General features: G+C 69.0%; 16 protein-coding genes and 5 pseudogenes. 15 read left to right on the top strand and 6 right to left on the bottom strand.

The features are described 5' to 3' along the window. Positions 1-159: 159 nt before the first annotated feature. From AS594_RS37250 to AS594_RS37225, 6 genes and pseudogenes are all read left to right on the top strand, one after another. Entirely contained in the window at positions 160-1,131 is a 972-nt protein-coding gene (locus AS594_RS37250; protein ID WP_240509346.1) for a transposase, read from the top strand. Positions 1,132-1,231: 100 nt separating this feature from the next. After that, complete coding sequence (gene fxsT, locus AS594_RS37245; protein WP_167368146.1) at positions 1,232-3,670, top strand: FxSxx-COOH system tetratricopeptide repeat protein; 2,439 nt, start codon at positions 1,232-1,234, stop codon at positions 3,668-3,670. 175 nt (positions 3,671-3,845) lie between these two features. Then, a pseudogene (locus AS594_RS37240) lies at positions 3,846-4,556 on the top strand (IS30 family transposase); the annotation flags it as partial. Between the two features lie 861 nt (positions 4,557-5,417). Continuing rightward, positions 5,418-7,037, top strand: a complete 1,620-nt coding sequence (gene ltrA, locus AS594_RS37235) for a group II intron reverse transcriptase/maturase (RefSeq protein WP_141747240.1) — start codon at positions 5,418-5,420, stop codon at positions 7,035-7,037. Positions 7,038-7,110: 73 nt separating this feature from the next. Continuing rightward, positions 7,111-7,566 (top strand): annotated as a pseudogene (locus tag AS594_RS37230) (IS30 family transposase); the annotation flags it as partial. A 162-nt stretch (positions 7,567-7,728) separates the two neighbouring features. Then, complete coding sequence (locus AS594_RS37225; protein WP_069934050.1) at positions 7,729-9,231, top strand: carboxylesterase/lipase family protein; 1,503 nt, start codon at positions 7,729-7,731, stop codon at positions 9,229-9,231. Here the strand turns inward: AS594_RS37225 and AS594_RS37220 are convergent. The 3 genes and pseudogenes from AS594_RS37220 to AS594_RS37210 all read right to left on the bottom strand — a co-directional run bounded on the left by AS594_RS37220 (position 9,200) and on the right by AS594_RS37210 (position 13,290). Continuing rightward, positions 9,200-9,613 (bottom strand): transposase domain-containing protein, encoded by a 414-nt coding sequence (locus tag AS594_RS37220; RefSeq protein WP_069931073.1) that lies wholly within the window; start codon positions 9,611-9,613, stop codon positions 9,200-9,202. The two genes, AS594_RS37225 and AS594_RS37220, sit on opposite strands and share 32 nt — an antisense overlap. 256 nt (positions 9,614-9,869) lie before the next feature. Next, positions 9,870-11,134: pseudogene (locus tag AS594_RS37215) on the bottom strand (IS701 family transposase). A 65-nt stretch (positions 11,135-11,199) separates the two neighbouring features. Further along, the gene (locus tag AS594_RS37210) at positions 11,200-13,290 is read right to left on the bottom strand and encodes a hypothetical protein (RefSeq protein WP_107358152.1); all 2,091 of its coding nucleotides are present in this window, start codon (positions 13,288-13,290) and stop codon (positions 11,200-11,202) included. A 185-nt stretch (positions 13,291-13,475) separates the two neighbouring features. Between AS594_RS37210 and AS594_RS37205 the strand changes: the two genes are divergently transcribed. After that, on the top strand, positions 13,476-13,787 hold the full coding sequence (locus AS594_RS37205) for a hypothetical protein (RefSeq protein ID WP_069931071.1): 312 nt from the start codon (positions 13,476-13,478) through the stop codon (positions 13,785-13,787). A gap of 306 nt (positions 13,788-14,093) precedes the next feature. After that, positions 14,094-14,288: pseudogene (locus AS594_RS37200) on the top strand (metal-dependent phosphohydrolase); the annotation flags it as partial. Between the two features lie 5 nt (positions 14,289-14,293). Here AS594_RS37200 and AS594_RS47705 read toward each other — a convergent pair. Then, a pseudogene (locus tag AS594_RS47705) lies at positions 14,294-14,756 on the bottom strand (NUDIX hydrolase). Positions 14,757-15,183: 427 nt separating this feature from the next. Here AS594_RS47705 and cutA point away from each other — a divergent pair. Then, positions 15,184-15,501 carry a divalent-cation tolerance protein CutA gene (gene cutA / locus AS594_RS37195; RefSeq protein ID WP_069931069.1) on the top strand — a complete coding sequence of 106 codons (318 nt, stop codon included), beginning with the start codon at positions 15,184-15,186 and terminating at the stop codon, positions 15,499-15,501. On the opposite strand, the gene AS594_RS37190 is transcribed toward cutA, so the two are convergent. Then, positions 15,498-16,772, bottom strand: a complete 1,275-nt coding sequence (locus AS594_RS37190; protein ID WP_141747239.1) for a helix-turn-helix domain-containing protein — start codon at positions 16,770-16,772, stop codon at positions 15,498-15,500. The genes cutA and AS594_RS37190 overlap by 4 nt on opposite strands. Before the next feature lie 242 nt (positions 16,773-17,014). Here AS594_RS37190 and AS594_RS37185 point away from each other — a divergent pair, with 242 nt between their 5' ends. The 6 genes from AS594_RS37185 (at position 17,015) to AS594_RS37170 (ending at position 20,529) form a co-directional block, all read left to right on the top strand. Then, entirely contained in the window at positions 17,015-17,242 is a 228-nt protein-coding gene (locus AS594_RS37185) for a hypothetical protein (protein ID WP_069931067.1), read from the top strand. Further along, the gene (locus AS594_RS45130; RefSeq protein WP_167368138.1) at positions 17,203-17,352 is read left to right on the top strand and encodes a hypothetical protein; all 150 of its coding nucleotides are present in this window, start codon (positions 17,203-17,205) and stop codon (positions 17,350-17,352) included. Before AS594_RS37185 ends, AS594_RS45130 begins: the two co-directional genes overlap by 40 nt. Positions 17,353-17,465: 113 nt before the next feature. Further along, positions 17,466-17,597, top strand: a complete 132-nt coding sequence (locus AS594_RS47390) for a hypothetical protein (RefSeq protein ID WP_256097117.1) — start codon at positions 17,466-17,468, stop codon at positions 17,595-17,597. A 19-nt stretch (positions 17,598-17,616) separates the two neighbouring features. Continuing rightward, on the top strand, positions 17,617-18,801 hold the full coding sequence (locus AS594_RS37180; RefSeq protein WP_069931066.1) for a cupin domain-containing protein: 1,185 nt from the start codon (positions 17,617-17,619) through the stop codon (positions 18,799-18,801). Beyond that, a complete protein-coding gene (locus tag AS594_RS37175; RefSeq protein WP_069931065.1) occupies positions 18,798-19,691 on the top strand; it encodes an aldo/keto reductase in 894 nt (297 codons plus the stop codon). The genes AS594_RS37180 and AS594_RS37175 overlap by 4 nt, the downstream gene beginning before the upstream one ends. Beyond that, entirely contained in the window at positions 19,672-20,529 is an 858-nt protein-coding gene (locus AS594_RS37170; RefSeq protein WP_069931064.1) for a hypothetical protein, read from the top strand. Before AS594_RS37175 ends, AS594_RS37170 begins: the two co-directional genes overlap by 20 nt. Before the next feature lie 161 nt (positions 20,530-20,690). On the opposite strand, the gene AS594_RS44160 is transcribed toward AS594_RS37170, so the two are convergent. Then, positions 20,691-20,843: a hypothetical protein gene (locus AS594_RS44160; protein ID WP_206281767.1), complete on the bottom strand. Its 153-nt coding sequence runs from the start codon at positions 20,841-20,843 to the stop codon at positions 20,691-20,693. Positions 20,844-20,849 lie beyond the last annotated feature (6 nt).

Below are 20,849 nucleotides of genomic sequence, written 5' to 3'. Positions count from 1 at the left end.
ATGCCCGAGGTCACCGGATCTCCGGCCAGGCCGTTCCTGCAGTGGGCCGCGGAGAGCGCCACCGCCCTCCTCCGCTTGCGAAGCGGTCCCAGTGACCTGCTTGAGCCGTGGTGCGGTGAAAGCCGCTCGCCCGGTTCTGAGGGGGCCGGGGTCCCAGCAATGGGCCCCGGCTACCCGACCGTGGAGCGCAAGAACGTCTGCATCTACTCGCAGCTCAAGAGCTGTTCTTCCTCTGCGGTTGCGGCGATGATCGAGGGCCTGCTGCGGCACTGCACGGACGCCGAGATCGAGTCCAACTACGTGGACACGCACGGCGCGAGCGTGGTGGGGTTCGCCTTCACTGAGCTGCTCAACTTCCGGCTGCTGCCCCGGTTGAAGAACATCGGCAGCATCCGTCTGTACAGCCCGGACGACGACCCGCCCGGGTGGTCGGCGCTCGGCGCCTCCCTGACCCGGGCCATCAAGTGGGACCTGATCGAGCAGCAGTACGACCAGATGGTCAAGTACGCCACCGCCCTGCGCCTGGGCACCGCCGAGGCCGAGCAGGTGCTGCGGCGCTTCACCCGCGGCGGCCCCAAGCACCCCACCTACTCCGCGCTCGAAGAACTCGGCCGCGCCGTACGCACGACCTTCGCGTGCGACTACCTCGCCAGCCCCGGCCTGCGCCGCGAGATCCACGGCGGGCTCCAGGTCGTGGAGAACTGGAACAGCGCGAACACCGTCCTGCACTACGGCAAGGACGGCGCCCTGACCGGCCCGGACAAGGAACACGCCGAGACCTCGATGCTCGCGCTGCACCTCCTCCAGTCCGCCCTGGTGCACGTCAACACCCTGCTGTTGCAGCAGGTCCTCGCCGAACTGGCCTGGGCGAAGAAGCTGTCCGACGAGGACCGGCGAGGACTGACTGCGCTGTTCTGGTCGAACATCAACCCGTACGGCACCTTCCGCCTCGACATGGACAAGCGGCTCGACCTGCTGCCTGCCCTGGTGCCCGGGCCGCGCCGCGCGGCGGATGAGGCGTTGAAGCAGCAGGCTCGGCATCCGGCCGCTGAACCGGAGCAACACCGCCGCCCGCGTCGTGACCACCCGCAACCTTCCATGGACGTGATCCAGGCGGGAGCATCTGGGTGACGGTGGACGGGGGTGGCAGACCATGGGGCGTAGACGGGGTGCGTGGGCCGGGTCGGCGGTAGCGGGAGGGGCCGCATTGGTGGCGGCTGTGCTGGGGCCGGTGACCAACTACGCCAGTGCCGCGGTGCCTGGCTGGGCGGCGCAGGCGTGGGTGATCTGGCCGGTGTTCGCCGTGCTGGTGGCGGGCAGCATCGGGCTGTTGCTGTGGGGCCGGCATCTGGATGCCGCAGCAAGGCCCCCGGCGCGGCTGGCACCGGTGAGCCGACTGGCCCGAGGCCAGCAGGCTTCGTTACGCCCCCCGCATGTTCAGCGCGTGCGGGGGCGTGAGGGAGAACTCGCCGTGCTGGCAGGCATGCTTCGGCGGCCACAGGGCCGGTTCGCGGTGCTGTGCGCGGTCGGCGGGATGGGCAAGACAACGGTGGCCGCGCAACTGGCCACCCAGGCCGAGGCGGCGGGCTGGCGAGTGTTTTGGGTGTGCTGGCGCGACGGTGCCGAGCTGGCGCAGCAGATGGTGCAGGCGGCGCTGGCCTGCGGCCTGCCAGAGGCAGAGCTGGAGGCCGCACGAGCGGGGCAGGCGAGCCTGCCGGATGTGGTCTGGCGACAGTTGGGCCGGGTGCGGCGGTGGCTGCTGGTGGTGGACAACGCCGACGAGCCGCACGAGATCGGCCCGGCAGGGGAGCCGGTGGCCGACTATCGCGGCTGGATCCGTCCTCACGGCCGGGGCCTGCTGGTGGTGACCAGCCGGGATGGCAGCGAGCAGACCTGGGGTCCGTGCGCACAGCTGCTGCCACTGGAGCCGCTGCCGGTGCGACCTGCGGGGCAGGTCCTGCTGGACGCTGCTCCCGTGGCCGGCACCGCCGAGCAGGCCCGGGAGCTGGCGGCGCGACTGGGCGGGCTGCCACTGGCGTTGCACGCGGCCGGCACCTATCTGGCCGGACCCACCAGCCGCTACCGCACCTTTGCCGCCTACCGCCAGGCCCTGGAACAGGAACTGCGGTTCTTGTTGGGAGCGGCGCACCCGAATGCCTCCCATCCGCAGGTCGCCCGCGCCGTGGTGCGGCACACCTGGGAGGTGTCCTTGGACCAGCTCGCCGGGGAGGGCAACGCTTTGGCCCGCCCCTTGTTGCGACTGCTGGCCCTGCTGGCTCAAGCCCCCGTCCCACTGTCCCTGATCACCCCGGACCTGCTATCCGTCGTCACCGGACACGACGTCACCGCGGTGGCCCTGGAGGCCGCGTTCGCCGGCCTGCACCGCTACGGTCTCCTCGGCCTGCCCCACTCTCCCGGCAGCACCGGCCCGGCGTCGGGCAGCAGTGAGGGGGCGCAGGTGGTGCTGCATCCCCTGATCCGAGAGATTAACGCTGTCGCCCTCACGGCCGAGACCTCCGATCTCGCCGTGTGGCACCGGGCCCTTGCCGAGCGGTTGACCACGGCCGTGCACGAGGCCAACCAGCGCGGGCGCGCTGGTTGGCCTGCAGCCGTGCTCCTCGCCCCCCACCTGCCGCTGCTGCTCGACTACGCGGACCCGCGCACCGCCACACACCACCGCACCACTCTCAACGCCCTGGCGCAGGTGCTGCAGAAGGCTGGCGCTTTCGGTGCGGCGCGCCTGCTGCATGAACGGGTCCTCGACGTCGAGACCCGCATGCTGGGCCCCGAGCACCCCGATACCTTGACCAGCCGCAACAACCTGGGCAATGCCTTGTTCGGAATGGGAGAGCCGGCCGAGGCAGTACGCCTGCTGCGGCAGACCCTGGAGGACCGCACCCGCATCCTGGGCCCCGTGCACCCCGATACCTTGACCAGCCGCAATGACCTCGCATGCGCTCTGGACGGGACGGGTGAGCATGCCGAGGCGGTGGGTCTGCTGCGGCAGACCCTCAACGACCGTACCCGTGTCCTGGGCCCCGAGCATCCGCACACGCTGGCCAGCCGGGACAGCCTCGGTCTCGCGCTGGACGGGATGGGCGAGCACGCACAAGCAGTGCGCATGCACCGGAGCACCCTTGACGACCGCATCCGTGTCCTGGGCCCCGAGCACCACCTCACCCTGCTCAGCCGCCACAACCTCGCCAGCGCCCTGACCAGGGCGGGTGAGCAGACGGAAGCGATACAGCTGCTGCGGCAGGCGCTCAACGACCACGCCCGCATTCTGGGCGACGAGCATCCGCACACGCTGGCCAGCCGCGACAGCCTCGGTCTCGCCCTGGACGGGATGGGCGAGCACGCACAAGCAGTGCGCATGCACCGGCAGACCCTGGAGGACCGCACCCGCATCCTGAGCCCCGAGCACCCGGATACCCTTGCCAGTCGCCACAACCTCGCTCTCGCTTTGACCAGTGCAGGTGAGCAGGCCGAGGCGATAGACCTGCTGCGCCGAGCCCTCGATGACCGCGTCCGCATCCTGGGCGACGAGCACACGCATACCTTGAGCACCCGCAACGCGCTGGAGACAGCGCTAGCCATGTCCACCCAACGGCCACAGAGCCGGTGGTGGCACTGGCTGCTGCGCAGGAACGTCGCAGCCGGTGGCGGTTGAGGAGGCCCTGTATCCCCGAGCCGCCGCCAAGCGACAAGTAGCACTCTGTAATTATTGTTGCATTGTGTGAGCGTAGCGGTGGTTGGGTCCACAGCTGTGAGTGTCGGCAAACGACCGGCACCCTCAAGTGATCAACGCACCACCCACGGATGATCATGTGATCGTGGAGGCACAGGTGCGTGACTACGGGTTTTCGCCGACTCAGCAGGATGAGATCTGGAGGCGCTGGCGCGAGGGGCAGTCGTTCAGCTTGATCGGGCGGGCGCTCGGGGCACCGATGCAGAGCGCCCGCCGGTTCCTGTGCCAGAGCGGCGGGGTCCGACTCGCCCCGCAGCAGCGAGCGGAGCGGCATCTGAGTGGCAGTGAGCGCGAAGAGATATCCCGTGGCATCGCCGCTGGGGAATCGGCCAGGCAGTTGGCCAGGCGGCTGGGCCGGTCGCCTTCGACCGTCTCCCGCGAGATCGCCCGCAACGGCGGCCGGGACCGCTATCGAGCCGCTTCCGCCGATGCGGCAGCCTACGCGCGTGGGCGCCGGCCCAAGCAGGCCAAGCTCGCCCAACGACCGCCTCTGCGCGCCCTGGTGGAGGCCAAGCTGGCTTTGTGCTGGTCGCCCGAGCAGATCGCAGGGTGGCTGCGACTTCAGTTCCCCGGTGACGCCGCCATGCAGATCTCGCACGAAGCGATCTACCTCTCGCTCTACGACCCTCGTCGCCGCCAGGCAATCGACCGCACCCTCACCCAGCGACTGCGGTCAGCCCGGCCCATGCGCCGCCTGAAGATCGCCCGCCGGCCCACCGGGCGAGGCATCATCCGCGGAATGGTGCCCATCACCGACCGCCCCGCCGAGGTCGAGGACCGCAAAATCCCCGGCCACTGGGAGGGCGACCGTGCGACACGAAGTTGCACGAATTTGAGTGGACTGACCGATTGGAGAGACAGTTGATGAAGCTGTAGGTGCAGTCACGGGTCTGTGTCCGTATGACCCGTCCCCGCCCTTGACGTGCGATGCCGGTAACGGCGTGGTGCGAAGCTCAGGGGAAAGCCCAAGGACTTCCGTTCCATCCGGGAGTTACCGGCAAGGGGAAGACCGGACGGGTGAAGTACATGAACTCCCGATGATGCCTCGTGATCCCAAGCCCCGCTGATGGAATGCGTGAGTGGGGTGCATGGCTAGCCGTTGAGAAGCGGCAGGCGCTGGCCGGTAGAGGTCACTCCGGCCAGGTGGACACCGCCGCCTCGGGGTAAAGGGAGCACCCACCCCGGTCGTATCTCATTCGTGTGGAACGTGGAAACCCCGTTGGGGTCCGGGCCGATTTGGCTTGGTCAGCCGACCGTAAGGAAGGCTCAACTCCCCAGCGGGAACAGGACGGCCCAAGAAGCCAATGCCGGAAGCCGAAAGGAAACGGGAACCCGGGGCAGACGATCGGACTCTCCGCCGGTCGCCCCGCATAACCGTCCGGATACGGGTGAACTGCCCGGACCCGAAAGGGTGCTGACGTGGGCCGGGTGAGCCTATGCAGAATCACTGAACGACGACGACGGAACCGAGGGGCAAGTTGGACACCACGCAGACAGCGGACGGATCGGCCCCGGCCGTTCCGACTGCTTCTGTTCCGGTGAACGGACCCGAGGGCGAAGACTTGGACTGGGCGTCGATTGACTGGCGGCGGGTCGAGGAAGACGTACGGCGTCTGCGGCAGAGAATCTTCACGCATCGCAGGCAGGGGACCTGAAGAAGGTCCGCAATTTGCAGAAGCTGATGCTCCGGTCCCGCTCCAACACGCTCCTGAGCGTGCGACGGGTCACGGAGATCAATGCTGGACGCGCGACGGCGGGAGTCGACGGGAAGGTGGTGCTGCTTTCCCAGTCCAAGGCCGCATTGGCCCACTGGGTTCAGCACCGTGCCCGACCTTGGATTCCCAAGCCCGTCAAGCGGGTGTTTATCCCCAAGCCGGGGACCATGAAGAAGCGCGGACTCGGGATTCCCGTGATTGTTGACCGGTGCCTGCAAGCTGTGGCATTGGGAGCACTGGAGCCCGAGTGGGAAGCGCGGTTCGAGCCGAAGTCGTACGGCTTTCGGCCCGGCCGCGGCTGTCACGACGCGATCGGGGCCATCTACTCCACGCTCAACGGGAAGAACCCGCAGCGTGCGTGGGTACTCGACGCGGATCTGACGGCGGCGTTCGATCGCATCGACCACGCCCGGCTCATGGCCGCTCTCGGCACCTTCCCCGCCCGGGGACTGGTCCGTCAGTGGCTCAAGGCCGGGGTCGTGGATCTCGGCCGGTTCGCCCCGACCGAGGAGGGAACTCCGCAAGGTGGGGTGATCAGCCCGTTGCTCTTCAACGTGGCCCTGCACGGAATGGAGGAAGCCGCAGGGGTCCGCTATTACACCACCGGCAGAGATGCCGGGAGTGCACAGAGCGGCAGCCCTGTGCTGGTGCGGTACGCAGATGATTTTGTCGCGATGTGCACCAGCCGTGAACAGGCCGAGCAGGTCAAGGAACGGCTGGCTGCATGGCTGACGCCCAGGGGACTCGCTTTCCACGAGGACAAGACACGAATCGTCCACGCGGAGAGCGGATTCGACTTTCTGGGATTCAACGTCCGCCGCTATCACGGCAAACTGCTGATCAAGCCGAGCAAAGCGGCTCAGAGACGGATACGGGAACGGCTCAGTACCGAAATGGTGGCCCTGCGAGGGGCCAACGCCGGTGCGGTACTCAAGAAGATCAATCCGATCGTGCGGGGTTGGTCGGCCTACTACCGGACGGTAGTGTCCAGCAAGATCTTCACGGCGCTGGACAATCACATGTGGAAGCTCGCTTACAAGTGGGCCAAGCACAGTCACCCGAACAAGCCGAAGCACTGGATATCTGACAAGTACTTCGGCCGGTTCAACAGGTCCAGGAAGGACCGGTGGGTGTTCGGTGACCGCGACAGCGGTGCCTACCTGCTCAAGTTCTCCTGGACGAAGATAGTCCGGCACCAGTTGGTCAAGGGGAAGGCGTCCCCGGACGACCCAGCCCTGGAATCATATTGGGCTCAGCGGCGACGCAAGGGAACTCCTCTGCCAGTCGACGCCATGACCGTGCGCCTTCTACAGGCACAACACGGCCGTTGTTCGATCTGCGGAGGGCTCCTGTTGCACGCCGATCATCCGCCACAAAGCCCGCAGGAATGGGAAGCGTGGCGGGTCATCATTCGGAAAGCGATCTCCAAGCAATACATCGCCTTCCCGGGCGAGAGTACGCCGGACGGTCAACGACTCCGTCTCCTCCACACCCATTGTCAGCGGCGGAATGGAGCCGCCACGATGACGAGTTCAGCACTTGTGCCTGCCGGCGAGCCTCTGGGGCTTGCTTGAGCCGTGTGCGGTGAATAGCTGCTTGCACGGTTCTGAGGGGGCGGGGACGCAGTAATGCGTCCCCGCTACCCGACTCGTGATGGGCACCCGTCCCTCGGCAGTCGCCACGCTCGTTGAGCGCACCAGCCGTTACACGACCATCGTCGTGCTGCCGGACGGCATCAAGGCCGAGCAGGTCACCCCGCACCTCACAAAGAGCCTCCTCGGCATCCCGCCGCGACTGCGGCGGACGCTCACCTGGGATCGCGGCCGGGAGATCGCCGAGCACCAGGCCATCACCACCGAGACCAAGATGCCGATCTACCTCTGCAAGCCGCGCAGCCCATGGCAACGCGGCACGAACGAGAACACCAACCGACCGCTGCGGCAGTACCTCCCCAAGAGCGCCGACCTCCGCACGTTCAGCCAGGCCGACCTGGACGCCATCGCACACGAGCTCAACCACCGCCCACGGAAGACCCACGGTTACCGGACTCCGGCAGAGGTCTACGCTGACCTCCTGAACAGCAGTGATGCGCTGACCGCTTGAGCTCGCCATCGTTTGCCGACACTGCGGACTGGTGGCGGCGGGAATTGACATCACTGGTGCGTCAATCATCATGATCTTGGTGTTGGTCCTCGGGTCCGCCCGATGCAAAGCTGAAGCCTCACCTCCCCGGCGATCTGGCGTGTGATGAGAGGCAATGTTCCGATGGATACCTTCAAGACAGAGAACGGTGCGGTCCAAGGTTTTCGGGCTTCTGCCGAAGTCGTCGCCATCCTCGGCATCCCCTATGCCGCCCCGCCGTTCGGCGCCAATCGGTTCCGGGAACCCTTCCCGGCACCGGCGTGGAGTGGAGTGCGGGACTGCACGGCCTTCGGCCCGGTCGCTCCGCAGTCGGCAGAACTGCCCGGCGCACCCGTGTGGTCGCCTGACGATGAGGACATCCTCACCGTCAACATATGGACCCCAGCCGCCGAGGGCGGCCGTCTGCCCGTCCTGGTCTGGATCCACGGCGGTGCCTACACCTTCGGATCCTCGGCCCAACCCGATTTCGACGGGACCTGGCTGGCCAGCGCCGGTCTGGTCGTGGTCACCCTCAACTACCGGCTCGGCTTCGAAGGTTTCGGCCACGTCCCCGCCGCCGAAGCAACCGCCTATCCGGACAACCGGGGTCTGCTCGACCAGGTCGCGGCCCTGCGCTGGGTTCGTAAGAACATCGCGGCCTTCGGTGGCGATCCTGGCAATGTCACGGTCGCCGGCCAGTCTTCAGGAGCCGCTTCGGTTGCCTGCCTGATGGTGATGGATCGCGCCCGCGGCCTGTTCCACCGTGCCATCGCTCACAGCGCCGCCAGCCCCCTTTACACGCTCGAAATCGCTGCGGCGACCACCCGTGAGATCGCTGCGGCAGCCAGCTGCCCCGCCACACCCGAGGGCTTGACATCCGCGACTCCGCAGGCCCTGGTCATCGCCTCCGACAAGGTGGTCGACGCCTACCGGCGTGACCCGGCCTCCGGATCCCGCCACTACGACCCCGCCCTCTACGCCCCCGTCCTTGACGGCGCCGTACTGCCTACCGACCCCCTCACGGGGATGGCATCCGGTGCGGCCCGGGAAGTGGACCTGCTGGTCTGCCACACGACTGAGGAGTACTGGCTGCTCGATGCCGTCGGCAGCAGCGCGAAGGTCACCACCGATGAGCAGCTGGCTCTCTTCGCCGAAGACTTCAGCCTTCCTGACGGTCTCGTGGCAGGCTATCGCGCTGCGATGCCCCATGCCCCGGTGCTCGATGTCTACCTCGCCGTTTTCGGGGACCTCCTGTTCGGCGAGTACAGCAACCGACTCGTCGAGCTTCACGCCCGAGCTGGCGGCCGGGCGTTCCTATCGCGTTTCGACCGTCGGCGCACCGGCCCGAACGGAGCCGTGCGGGCCTGGCACTGTGCGGACATCCCCTTCGCCTTCGGCAACCTCGATACCGACTGCCTGGCATTCCTCATCGGCGGCGCACCCACACCTGCGGACCACGCACTGGCACGCCGCATGGTGCGCGCGTGGGCCGATTTCGCCGCCACCGGGAACCCGGGCTGGCCATCGGTCAACAACTCCACCGCCCAGGCCAGGATATGGAGCACTGAGGACGACCCCGCCGATGACACGGCCGCCGCCATCCGAGCCCTTTGGGTCAAGGCCGACTTTCCCGTCCTGTGTCCGTGAACTGGCGAACCACCGCGGCATTTCGAAAGGCCCAAGACTCCGGCCTGCACACCCGGTCGAACAGCACCTTCAGCGGCTCAGGTCCCAACCGCCTCCGGGCCCTGCCGATCGCCGCCGTCGTCGGCACCCTCCACGGCTTCTCCCACTGCCGCACCCGCTCCAGGCCCTGCGTCAGCAGCCGGGCCACTTCCTCATAACCCTGCCCCGAGAACAGGCACATCGCGAGCACGAAGTACACCACCACCCGGGCCGGCAGCAACCGGGAACGTTGCTCCCGGCGTCCGCACTCCGCGATCACCTCATCCACCACCCCGGGCGGAAACACCCGCGTCAACACACCCAGAGCGATCCGGTCCGACAACCGCTCACCCGACGACTTCACCTGCCCAGGCCTTGGCACACCACGCTCAACGACCAACACCAACCAAAGTCACCGGGATTGGGTCTAGGGCCTGTCGTTTGGATCAGGCCGGCGAGGCGCGGTGCCAGACCCCGCGAGCCCGCATGATCCAAACGACAGGCCCTAGTAGGGCTTGGTCAGGTTGGGGTCGGTGTGGGTATGCCGCGGTGACATGTTGGGCAGGCGCCGGCCCAGGTGGCGAGGAGGGTCTGTAGCTCGCGGACGACGTGGTAGAGGCTCAGGCCGGCGCCGTGTCTTTTGGGGCTCTGGCCAGTCGTTGCAGGGTGCAGAAGGCGTGTGCCACGGAGACGAGGGTGACGTGGTGGTGCCACCCGTTCCAGGTGCGGCCCTCGAAGTGGGCCAGGCCCAGGGCCTGTTTCATCTCCGGTAGTCGTGTTCGATGCGCCAGCGGAGCTTGGCCAGGCGGACCAGGGTGGTCAGCGGGGTGTCGGCGGGCAGGTCGGAGAGCCAGAACTGGACGGGTTCGGCCTGGTCGGCGGGCCACTCGGCGATGAGCCAGCACTCGGGCAGTTCCGGACTGTCGGCCGCTTGGCGGACCTCGCGTCCGGCGGGCCGGATCCGTAACGTCATGAACCGCGAGTACATCCGTTTGAAGCCGCTGCGGCCGGTGCCGGGCCGGGAGCCCTCACGCCACTGGACCGGCTTCGCCGCCTTCCGGCCTGCCGCGATGACCAGCTGTTTCACCGACTGCGGCTTGTCGGGGTACTCCGCCACCGGTGGGCGTCCGGTTCCGGAGTACGGCTCGGTCACGGGCACGGCTTCGCCGGGCTGAGCCGACAAGGTCGTGGAGATCCCCACGACGTAGTTCAGGCCGCGGGCTTGGAGGCCGTGCCGGAAGGCCGCCGCGTCGCCGTATCCGGCGTCCGCGACGGCCAGCGGCACCTCGATGCCCCACGAGCGGGTCTCATCGAGCATGTCGAGTGCGAGCTGCCACTTCTCCACATGCCCGATGTCGTCGGGAATGCCGCAGGCGGTGCGGCGGGTGACCTTGGCAGGATCGGCCTTCGCGGACCCGGGCGCCCAGGTCTCGGGCAGGAACAGCCTCCAGTTGACCGCCGCCGACGCGTGGTCGGACGCCAGGTGCAGGGATACACCGACCTGGCAGTTGGTGACCTTGCCGGCGGTGCCGGTGTACTGCCGCGACACGCACGCCGAGGCGTTGCCGTCTTTGAGGAACCCGGTGTCGTCGAAGACCAGCACGGTGGGCAGGATGGCCTTCTCCATCTTCCAGGCCAGCCGGGCCCGCACATGCGCGGGGTCCCACGGGCTGGTGGTGATGAAGTGGGCCAGGGCCTGCCGGTTCCCGTCCTCCCCGAGCCGGGCGGCCATCGGCTCGACCGACTTGCGCTGCCCGTCCGTGAGCAGGCCCCGGAGATAGACCTGCCCCCACCGACGCTGGTCGTTCCTCGCGAACGGCTCGAAAACCTCCGCCGCGAAGTCCTCCAACTCACCACGCACAGCAACAATCTCATCCGGAGTCACACCCCCTCAACGCAACACCGGGCCAGAAGGAAACGCTCAACCACAACCAACCTGACCAAGCCCTACTAGGGCTTGGGGGTGTCCTGCTGGGCGAGCCAGGCCACGGCCTTCGCGCGGTCCGCCTCCGTCGGTGCGGGGCTCACCTGGCCCGGGTAGCGGATGAGGTAGTGCTCGCGGGCGACGCTCAGGCCGACGGCACGGGCCTCAGGGGAGAGGCCGGGGTGCTCGGCGACCTCCTGGGCGCGCCGCCACCAGCACACGCTTCTCGGGTCGACGGCGTAGTGCCACAGCGGCTGTTCGGGGTCCGCCACGCCGATCAGCACCCTGCGCAGCACGTACTCGCGGATGTCCGGGTTGCCGATCAGCCGGTCGGCGACGAGCAGCGGGTGCTCCCCGTCGAGGCGGGCCCGGACCAGCACCCAGGTCATCAGCTGGCCCACGTCGTGGGCGGGCGAGGTGACGAAGTCCCACAGTTCGGCGGCCTTGGCCTCGTCGGGGGCGCCGAGGTGGGTGAGGAGCCGCAGTTCGTCCTTCCACAGCGGCCGGGCCGCGTTCCACCAGGAGACCAGTTTCCCCGCGGCCGGGTGGTCCAGGTCGAGGGCGAGACAGGTCAGGGTGACGAGCGGGTGGCGCCATTCGGTGTACGTCGTCCGGTACTTCTTGGTGAGGTCCTTCAGCCGGCGCGGCAGCAGGGCCTCGACGTCGGACGCGGTGGCCAGACCGTGGGCGACGAGGAGTTCGAGGCAGAACCCGAGCCCCTGCAGGCCGGTCGTCGGGTCGGCCACCCGGTCCCGCAGCCAGCGCACGTCGACGTCGGTGAGCGTCCGGTACCGGTGCCACACGTCGGCGAGCTTGGTCTCGGAGCCGGTGAGTTCGGGGCCGACGGCGGACAGGAGCCCGTCCCTGACGGCCTCGTAACGGTCCACGGCGGCCAGTACGCCGACGGTGCCGACGCCGTCCAGGTCGGTCTGGCCGGGCCGGAGCGCCTCCTCCCGTACGTGCTCCACCCGGTCGCGGGCCGCGTCCGCGGCGAGGACGCGCAGGGCCCGCGGCAGTCGGTCGTCGGTGGCGAAGCGGACCGTCGCGAGATCTGCGTACGACCGGCCGGCGTGGTAGCTCGCCCCCGTCTCCCGGCGCCAGTCGGCGGTGACGGCCTCGATCAGCGCGCCGTACAGCCCGTGCATCGACGTCTCCGGCACGTCGTGCGCGGCCAGTTCCGCCGCGAGGGCCGCCGCGGCCCGTACCGCGTCGGGCTCGTGGAGCGACCGGTGCAGCGCGAGCCAGGCGTGGACCGGGGCGCGAAAGCCCGCGAGGGCGGCCTCCCGCACGACGGCCAGGCCCCGCTCCGACGGCACCCGGGACACGACGGCTGCCACCCTGGAGTCGATGACGCGGAGGGCGTCGACCGTCTCCCACGCCTCCGCGTGGCCGGTGCGCAGCAGCGCGTGGAGCAGCTCCGCCCAGGCGCCCCACGCCGTGAGCCGCTCCTCGTACTCCGCACGCCAGGCGGGCAGCAGCCGCTCCGTCTCGTCGGGCGTGAGCCCGTCCCTGCGCTCCAGCGAGACCGCGAACCGGGTCGCGGCGGCGAGGTCCTGGGGGTCGTCCAGCCGTTCGTGGAGCCAGGCGGCCTCGACCGGGGACAGGGGCCGGTACCGGAGCGGGGAAGCACTGCGGTCTACCGGCTCGTCGAGCGCGTCGAGGAACTGCCGTACGCCGTCAGGGTCAGCGGGATCGGGCAGTCCCGCCTCGTCCCGGTCGGTGATCCGGTCCAGCCGGAAGGCGCCCTGGGGGCCGCCGTCGACGACGCGGAAACCGGCCGGCCCCTCACCGAGCCCGGCGGCGACGGTGGTGTGGTCGCCGCCCCAGTGCAACAGCAGTTCGCCCTTCAGGGCGCTGGAGCGGCCGAAGGCCCGCCCGTGGGACTGCCAGTGCCAGTAGGCGAAGGAGACGGGGCCGGTGAGCCCCCGCTCCGCGAGGACCTCGGCGGCGTCCTCGTGACCGTCGGACTGGGTGTAGCGGCCCCGGTTCGGCGGCGGGAGCACGAGGAACCCGTCACCGCCGAGCCCCTGCCACCAGGCCGTGATCAGGGCGAGGTCCGAGGGCCGTGCGCGCGCCGCTCGGCGGCGGGCGGCGGGGGCGCCGGCGGCGTCGTTCACGTGCTGCTCCCTGCGTTCTCCGGGGTCTTCTCCGGGGTCCGTCGAGGACGGCTCTCCCGCCCTGGGAATCACCGTGCCACAGGGGTCTGACACACCGGCTCTGCCGGGGGCCGGGGTCGGGGGCCAAGGGGCCCGGGCCCGGGCGACGGCGGACGGCGGGCGAGGTGCCGTCCTACGATCGCCGTATGACCCCTCGCCGCGCTTCGTCCGGTTCGTGCCTGTCCGTCTGGTCGCGCGACTCGTTCCTGTCCGTCGGATCGGTCGGTTCGACGCTCTCGGTCGGCTCCGTCGGCTCGTTCCTCTCGGTCGGCTCCGTGGGCTCCGCGCTCTCCATCGGCTCGGTGGGCTCCTGGGCGAGCGCCGGTTCGCTGCTCTCGGCCCGGTCCTGCTGGTCGGTCCTCTCCTGGCGCTCGCGCCGCGGGGTACTGGCGGCAGGGGCGGTCCTCGCGGTGGCCGGCTCGGTGACCCTGGCCGCTGGGGCACGAAACCACCGCTGACCAGTGGCTCGAAGCGAGCGGCCCCTGCAAGCCCTGCATGATCCAGACGACAGGCCTCAGACGTGCCCCGGTCCCCGGGACGGTGATCTCGCGAGGGCCCGGCCGTCCCTTCCTGCCAGCAGGGAGGGCAGCTGCACCATCCCGGGGGTCCGGCTGGGACAACATGCCGGGCCCCGGCGCTTCCTCTGCCGTGTGGCACCGGGCTGTTGCAGCCGGGCCGGCCTGGCGGGCTGGGGACAGGTCCAGGTGCGTTCGGCCCGCGAAGCCCACCAGGACTACTCACGGGACTGGTCACCGGGAGGTTACGCGCTGGTGTACTGCGACATGACCACGACGCCTAGCGGCGGGCGTACGACGTCCCAGGAGCGGGTGGGCGAGATCCTCGGCCGCTATGGGGAGGACAGTGTCGTCGGGCGGTTCATCCGCCGGGCCGCCCCTGCGATCCACGGCAGCGTGGAGCGCGTAAGGGCGGCCGCGGTCGAGGCGGGCGTCGTGCTCTGAGGGGTCTATCCCAGGTGGGGATAATCGCCGGCCAGGTAGTGGCCGATCTGTTCGTGCATGCTCGGGTGGATGTCCAGCTCGCCCGAAGTCCTCCGGGTGGACCCAGCGGATGCCGTCCGCTTCCTCGTTGACTGTGGGCTTCCCGCCGACGGGACGGCCGATGTACACCGCCTCGTACTGCTGCCGGATCTCGCCGTCGGTGTACTCGATGATGTGCTCCGGGTTGGAGTAGACGCCGAGGAAGCCGGTGACCTCCGCGACGATGTCCTCCTCGCACTCGCGGACAGCGCATTGTGCGGGGCTCTCTCCTATGTCCTGGGCGCCGCCGGGCAAAGCCCACTGGCCGGTGTCGCGTCGACGCTGGAGCAGAATGGCACCGTCGTCGTTGACGACGAGCATGTTGCTCGCGGGGATCAGGGTGTTGGCCTTGGGGGCCTTAGGGTCGTGGTAGTACTCAGTCCTGCCCACGGTGGTGCTGCTCCTGCCTGTCGGGCGCCCCGGGGCGCGCGGATGACCAGACGGCCTCCGAAGATCCAACGGTTACCGGCGTCCCTCGCAGCGTCCAGGACCGCGAGGCCGACCGCACGGTGATCGGCCTGGTTGGTGAGACCCGCGACATCCGCACGGTGAAGGCGCCGGTCACCACGACCTCAGGCCGGGCGAGTCGCGGCGAGCCCTCCGCCACGCGAGATGAGCCGTCGTCCAAGGAGCCAACGAGGCCCGACGAACGCGCCAACCAAGCCCAACACTGGTGTCACCCACACCGGCATCCTGCACCCACCCTTCTCTACGGGGCCACGCCCTGATGTTCACATCATGGTTAGGCCCAGGGCCGTCGTCGGCCTGGATGCAGAAACAACCCTCCTTGCGTTCGGGGGGCAGGTACGTTGCCGCCATGGCTGACTTCTTGATCGTGATCACGACCGTGGACACTCACGACGCCGCGCGGAAGCTGGCGCGCTCGGCGGTCGAGGCGAGCCTGGCCGCCTCCGGGCAGGTGACCGGACCCATCGAGACGACGTACCGGCACCTCGGTGATGTCTCCGAGGGGGCGGAGTATCAGGTGACGTTCCGTACGACTGACGACCGAAGGGAGGCCCTGGAGAAGCATCTGGTGGACAACCACCCCTACGACTCGCCGGAAGTCATCGCATTCACCATCGACGCTGGCCGCGCCGAGTACCTGGACTGGATCACCCGGGCCACCCGCTAGCCCTTCGCACGCTCCAGCAGCGCACCGACCGGGGCGAGAGACCGGTGGGGCTCCAGCCGCTTGACCATCACCCGGGCTCGTGCCATCGGTCTGATCGACGCGAGTCCCTCGGAGAGGTCGAACACCCGGGCCGTGATCGCGGTCGAGTGCTCGATCTCTCCTGCGTCCAGGTACGCCGACGCCAGCCATGACAGGTACAGGGCCTTGTCCCGGGCCCGGGTGTCGTCGTACCGGGCCAAAGCGTCCTCCAACGCCGGGATGGCCCGTAACGGTCGGTGCAGCTCCGCCCAGCAGCGTCCCGTCATGATCGCGATCTCGTCGGCGTCCACCCAGTACGCCCAGTCAGGGCCTGGCTCATCACCGTGTTCGTGGATGGCCTCTGCGGCAACACCCAGTGCATAGTCCGCCTCTGGGCCGTTCCCAGAGGTCGCGTGCTGCCACGCCAGCCGATCCGCCAGCAGCGCCCGTACCACGGGCGCCGTCCCCGAGCCGAGTGCCTCGTACGCGGCCGTGGCGAATCTGATCCCGGAGCCACCGCCCACCGTCCACTCCAGATACGCCATGAACGCCAGCGAGTTGCCTTCCAGCGCGGTGTTCTCTGCGGCCCGCGACGCGGCTAACGCCGTCATGTAGTGCCCGCGGGCCCCCTCGTAGTTCCCCGCGTCGTACGCCGCCCAGCCCGCAAGCTGAGCCTGTTCGGCGATGATTCCGCGCAGGCCCCGGCCTGTCGCCTCGCTGTAGACCCCTTCGTCCGCCAGACGGGTCGTGCCCTCCAGCTCCCGGACGTACATCCGGTAGGTGTCTCCGCCGCCCACAAAGTCGTCCAAGCGCCGGAGCCGAGCGGTGCGCTGGCTCAACTGCCGTGGGACGTCAGCCCCGATCCTCCGCCCCGACGAGAGCAGCGATGAAGGCTGAATGAGGGCGATCCCAGCAGCGGTCGAAGCCGTCATGAATCCGCGGCGGTCGAACACATCGTTCTCCTGGTCGGTCTGGTCCTTCTGCTCCTGACGGCGAAGTCGCCGCGCGAGGGTAACGGCCCGTCGCAACTCCTCCTTCGGCACGCCGAACTCCGCAGACAGCAGCGCCCGCGAAGCCGGGTCCGGAAGACGCTCGTGGGTCTCCCACCGCGACACCGCACCCTGCTCCAGCGGGTACCCCCGTCGCGCGGAGAGATCAGCCGCCAGTTCCTCCTGTGTACGCCCGCCGGCCATCCGCAGGCGCCGCAGCAGCGGCCCGATCGGTTCCACGCCGTCGTCCTCGTTCGTGGTCATCATCGCCATCCCTCGGCCGTCACGGAGCCCGGATCCCAGCCTGGCCATAAAACCTGGCCATGTCCCCGCAATGGCTATGCCTTCTGGCCCATCCGTCCAAAAGCCGACGGCAGTTGACTGGTCACAGCCGCCCGGAAAGGCGGCCTCCCCCTCGCGGCGGGCCGAAGGTCCGACCCCACGTCGCACCTGCGGCCCGCTGCATCCCCGGGGTGCAGTGCTCGCCCAGACCGAGGAGAGGTGCCGTGTCCCCCAAGAGACGCCTTCGCCAGCGCCAGAACATTCCGGGCTGGGTCAGTGAAGGCACCCGCATCCACGATCCGCTCAAACGCCGTACCGGCATCGTGCAGTTCATTGGCGAGTTCGAGGACCCGAAGACCCGGGTGGTCATCCAGAACGCGGTTTTCGCCCGGCCCGAGGGCGGTGGGGTGGAGTGGGTCGTCGAGGACCCATCCAGGCTGGAGCGCAGCTGAACGAGCGCGCTCCGTGGGGCTGGCGCCAACAACTCGCCGTCCTCGTCTACGTCGCCGCCGTCAGCGTCCTGGTGGTCGCCCTGGCCCTGGCGGGGGACCCCGGCCGCTGACCCACAGATCTCCGCCTCGCACTGTCTGAGCACGTCCCGGGGCGGATGCACCATCCGCAAGATCTCCCGCCGGGACCCCGGCGGGACCCGTCAAGGTCAGGAAGGAGTACGTGATGAACGAGAACGCTCCCACCGAGCAGAACAGCGGTCTGCTGATCGGTGTCCGCCGCATCACTGTGGCCCGCTCGCGTGCCGAGGAAGCCTCGGACAACACCGGCGGCAAGTCGGACATGAACGACACCTGATCGACCGAGGAGACCCACGGTGATTGATTCCGCATCGTGGGCGCAGCGTCTGGGCGGGGACACGTTCCTCGCCCAGACGTGTTTCCGCGCCCACAAAGTGATCCGCTCCAACGGCAACACCAGCCCGTCGCCGCTGACCTGGCACGACCTCAACGAGATCACCGCCGCGCACCGGCTCGAACCGCCCCGCATGCGGCTCTCCCGCTCTGGTGAAGCCGTCCCCGCCACGGCCTACTCCATCCTCCGCACGAACCGTCGCGGGGTGTCCTGGTACCAGCCCCAACCTGCCGAGTTCCACGCCCGGCTCGCCGAAGGCGCCTCACTCGTCATCGACGCGATCGACCAGATCCACCCGCCCGTCCGGGAAGCCGCCGCCGGCCTCGAACGGTTCTTTCGCACCCCCGTCCAGGTCAACGCCTACGCCTCGTGGACCGCCGAGGAAGGGTTCGGCACCCACTGGGACGACCACGATGTGGTGGTGCTCCAGCTCGAAGGCTCAAAGCGCTGGAAGATCTACGGGCCCACCCGTCAGACCCCTGCCTGGCGTGACGTCGAAGCTCCCGAGGCCCCGACAGGTGAGCCGATCGCGGACATCGTTCTGACGACCGGTGACATGCTCTATCTGCCGCGCGGCTGGTGGCACGCCGTGAGCGCCGACCAGGGCAGCGCCTCGCTTCACCTCACCTTCGGACTCGCCACACAGACCGGGGCTGAATTCCTCGGCTGGCTGTGCGACGACCTACGGGCCAGCACGACCGTCCGCGCCGACGTCCCCCGCTTCGGCACCTCCGAGGAACGGGCGGACTACCTGGACGCCGTACGGAAGGAGGTACTGGCTGCCCTGGGGGACCCGAGGGTTCTCGATCGCTGGGAGAGGTCGCTGGACACCACCCACCCGGGGCTTCCGCGCTTGTCCCTGCCGCACCTCACCGCCGTTCCGCCCCAGCCGGGGATCACTGTCCAGCTCACCGCTCCCCGCGCGCGCATCGACCAGGACGACGACGCGGTGACGTTGTCCGGCGCCGGGAACGAATGGACCTTCGCCCTACCCGTCGCCCCGGCGCTCCGCCTCCTGGCCGACGGGATGCCGATCACGCTCGGAGCGCTGGCAGTCGAATCCGGCCTCAGCATCGGGCAGGCGGCAGAAGTCATCACTGCCTTGGTCATGGGTCAGGCCGTCGCTGTCGTCGGGGGCTCCAGGTGACCGCTTCCCTCGGACTGGGGACGTACCGGGTGCGCGCCGTTGAGCAGGCTGCGCGCACCGCGTGTACCGACGGGTTGGTGTGGATCGATAGCGCCCCCAACTATGCGGACGCCCACCGGCTGCTCGGCCCTGTCATCTCCGACCACCCGCGCGCCATGGTCGCGACGAAGACGGGTTTCTTCACCAGGGCGGAGGGAGAAGCAGCGACACAAGCCGGGCTCCTCACCCCCCAGCAGGTGGCCGCTGGCCACAGCCTCCACCCTGCCTTCACCCGCTGGCAGACGGAACGCTCCCTGGCCGTACTCGGCCGGGCCGACATCGTGTTCGTCCACAATCCCGAGCACTCCCACCACGACCGCGCAGACCTGCACGAGCGGCTGCGTGACGTGTTCGCCGTCCTGGAAGAGTTCGCCACGGCGGGCAGGATCGGCGGATACGGCGTGGCCACCTGGTCGGGATTCCAGCACGGGGCCTTCACCGCCCCCGAACTCTTGGGCCTGGCGAAGGAAGCCTCCGGAACGGGTGAACATCATCTCCGGGCCGTCCAGCAGCCGGTCAGCCTCGTCATGGCTCGGCCGATCACTCTCGCCCTCGACGGTCGGGGCCCCCTGGTTCAGGCTCGTGCGGCGGGCCTGCTCACCTTCGGCTCGTCGCCCCTGCACGGTGGCGAGCTGGCCACCCTCGCCACACCCGAACTCGCCGAGTTCATTCGCCGTGGGGCCTCGCCGGCCGCCGCGTGCCTCCTCGCTGCGGCATCGTGCCCGAGCTTGGACGTGGTACTCCTGTCCGCTAGCACTGCACAGCACTGGAACGCCGCCAAGGACGCCATCGCCTCCCCGCTCGACCCGGGCCAGCTCAGGAAGGTTACCGATGTACTCGCCCAAGGATGAGACCACCAGGGTGCGCATGGAGGGTGCCCTGGCGCACGCAGCCGCCAGGCTCTCCACCACGACGACCGGAACACCGGCCTGGGGATGGCTGGGCCGCACCATTGGCAGCCGCACCGACGGCGGCAACTGGCTCCGCGTCCACTGCGGCGAGGCCGCCAAGACCCCTGCCGCCCAGAACGAGGGCATCGCGCTCGCTGAAGAACGGGTGTCGGACAAGGTGTCCCGCCCCCACCTCCACGAGCTGTTCCGCTGGGAGGACGGGGAGTACGTCTTCGAGGCCGAGCTGATCGACTACATCGCCCAGCCCGTCATCTCCCCGGAAACCCCCGACCTCACCGAGGACCCGGGCCTGCCGGATTCCTGGTGGGAGACGCTGCGGGAGAGCCTGGACGCCCTCAGCACCGCCGAGCCGCCCCGCGAAACCATCCGGCAGTCCTGGGCGGACCGGGTGTTCCCCGAGTTCCTCGGCATCCCCGCGCCAGCCATCACCGAACGCGTCACCGGCCACGCCGATCTCCAGTGGGCCAACCTCACGCATCACCCCCTCGTCATTCTGGACTGGGAACGCTGGGGCGCCGTCCCCATCGGATACGACCCCGCCATGCTCTACGTCAACAGCCTCCGCGTCCCCGCCGTCGCCGACCGCATCCGCGCCGAGTTCGCCCACGTCCTCGACACCCCCGCCGGCGAGATCGGCGAGCAAATCGCCCTTGCAGAGATGCTCCAGGCGGTCGGCCGCGGTTGGTACACCGAGCTGGCTCCGCTGTTGCGCAAACGTGCGGAAGAACTGACCCGGGTCCGACCCCCAGCCACGGCCCCCGCCGATGCGACTGCCTGACCCTGTACCTCCCCCTCCGGGCCCCGGGCGCGCGCCTCCTCCCGGCCGGTCATCCGGATCGCCCTCACAACGTCTCGACGCAAGTCAGAGCCGTACTCGTGTGGCTAGGCGGCGCGAGCCACTGGTCGCAATGTTGTCGACGACCGCCGTCGGCAAGCAGATCAGTCTCTCGCTTCGCGGACGTCCTTTCCCATCTCGGCGAACGACTTGAAGTCCTGCATGTGCTGTTGCGACTGCTTGCCGAAGGCACCGGGCATCAGGACCCCTACCAGCCGCATCAGCACGCCGCTGAACGGGTACTCGCTCTCGCTCACCCAGAG

The organism is Streptomyces agglomeratus (assembly GCF_001746415.1).
Classification (GTDB): domain Bacteria; phylum Actinomycetota; class Actinomycetes; order Streptomycetales; family Streptomycetaceae; genus Streptomyces; species Streptomyces agglomeratus.
This window is presented reverse-complemented; position numbering and strand designations above follow the sequence as displayed.

Bases quoted from the DNA above. Each gene is read 5' to 3' on its own strand.
- AS594_RS37250 (WP_240509346.1), top strand. From the start codon at position 160: ATGGGCCCCGGCTACCCGACCGTGGAGCGCAAGAACGTCTGCATCTAC.
- AS594_RS37225 (WP_069934050.1), top strand. From the start codon at position 7,729: ATGGATACCTTCAAGACAGAGAACGGTGCGGTCCAAGGTTTTCGGGCT.
- AS594_RS37205 (WP_069931071.1), top strand. From the start codon at position 13,476: ATGACCCCTCGCCGCGCTTCGTCCGGTTCGTGCCTGTCCGTCTGGTCG.
- cutA (WP_069931069.1), top strand. From the start codon at position 15,184: ATGGCTGACTTCTTGATCGTGATCACGACCGTGGACACTCACGACGCC.
- AS594_RS37190 (WP_141747239.1), bottom strand. From the start codon at position 16,772: ATGACCACGAACGAGGACGACGGCGTGGAACCGATCGGGCCGCTGCTG.
- AS594_RS47390 (WP_256097117.1), top strand. From the start codon at position 17,466: ATGAACGAGAACGCTCCCACCGAGCAGAACAGCGGTCTGCTGATCGGT.
- AS594_RS37170 (WP_069931064.1), top strand. From the start codon at position 19,672: ATGTACTCGCCCAAGGATGAGACCACCAGGGTGCGCATGGAGGGTGCC.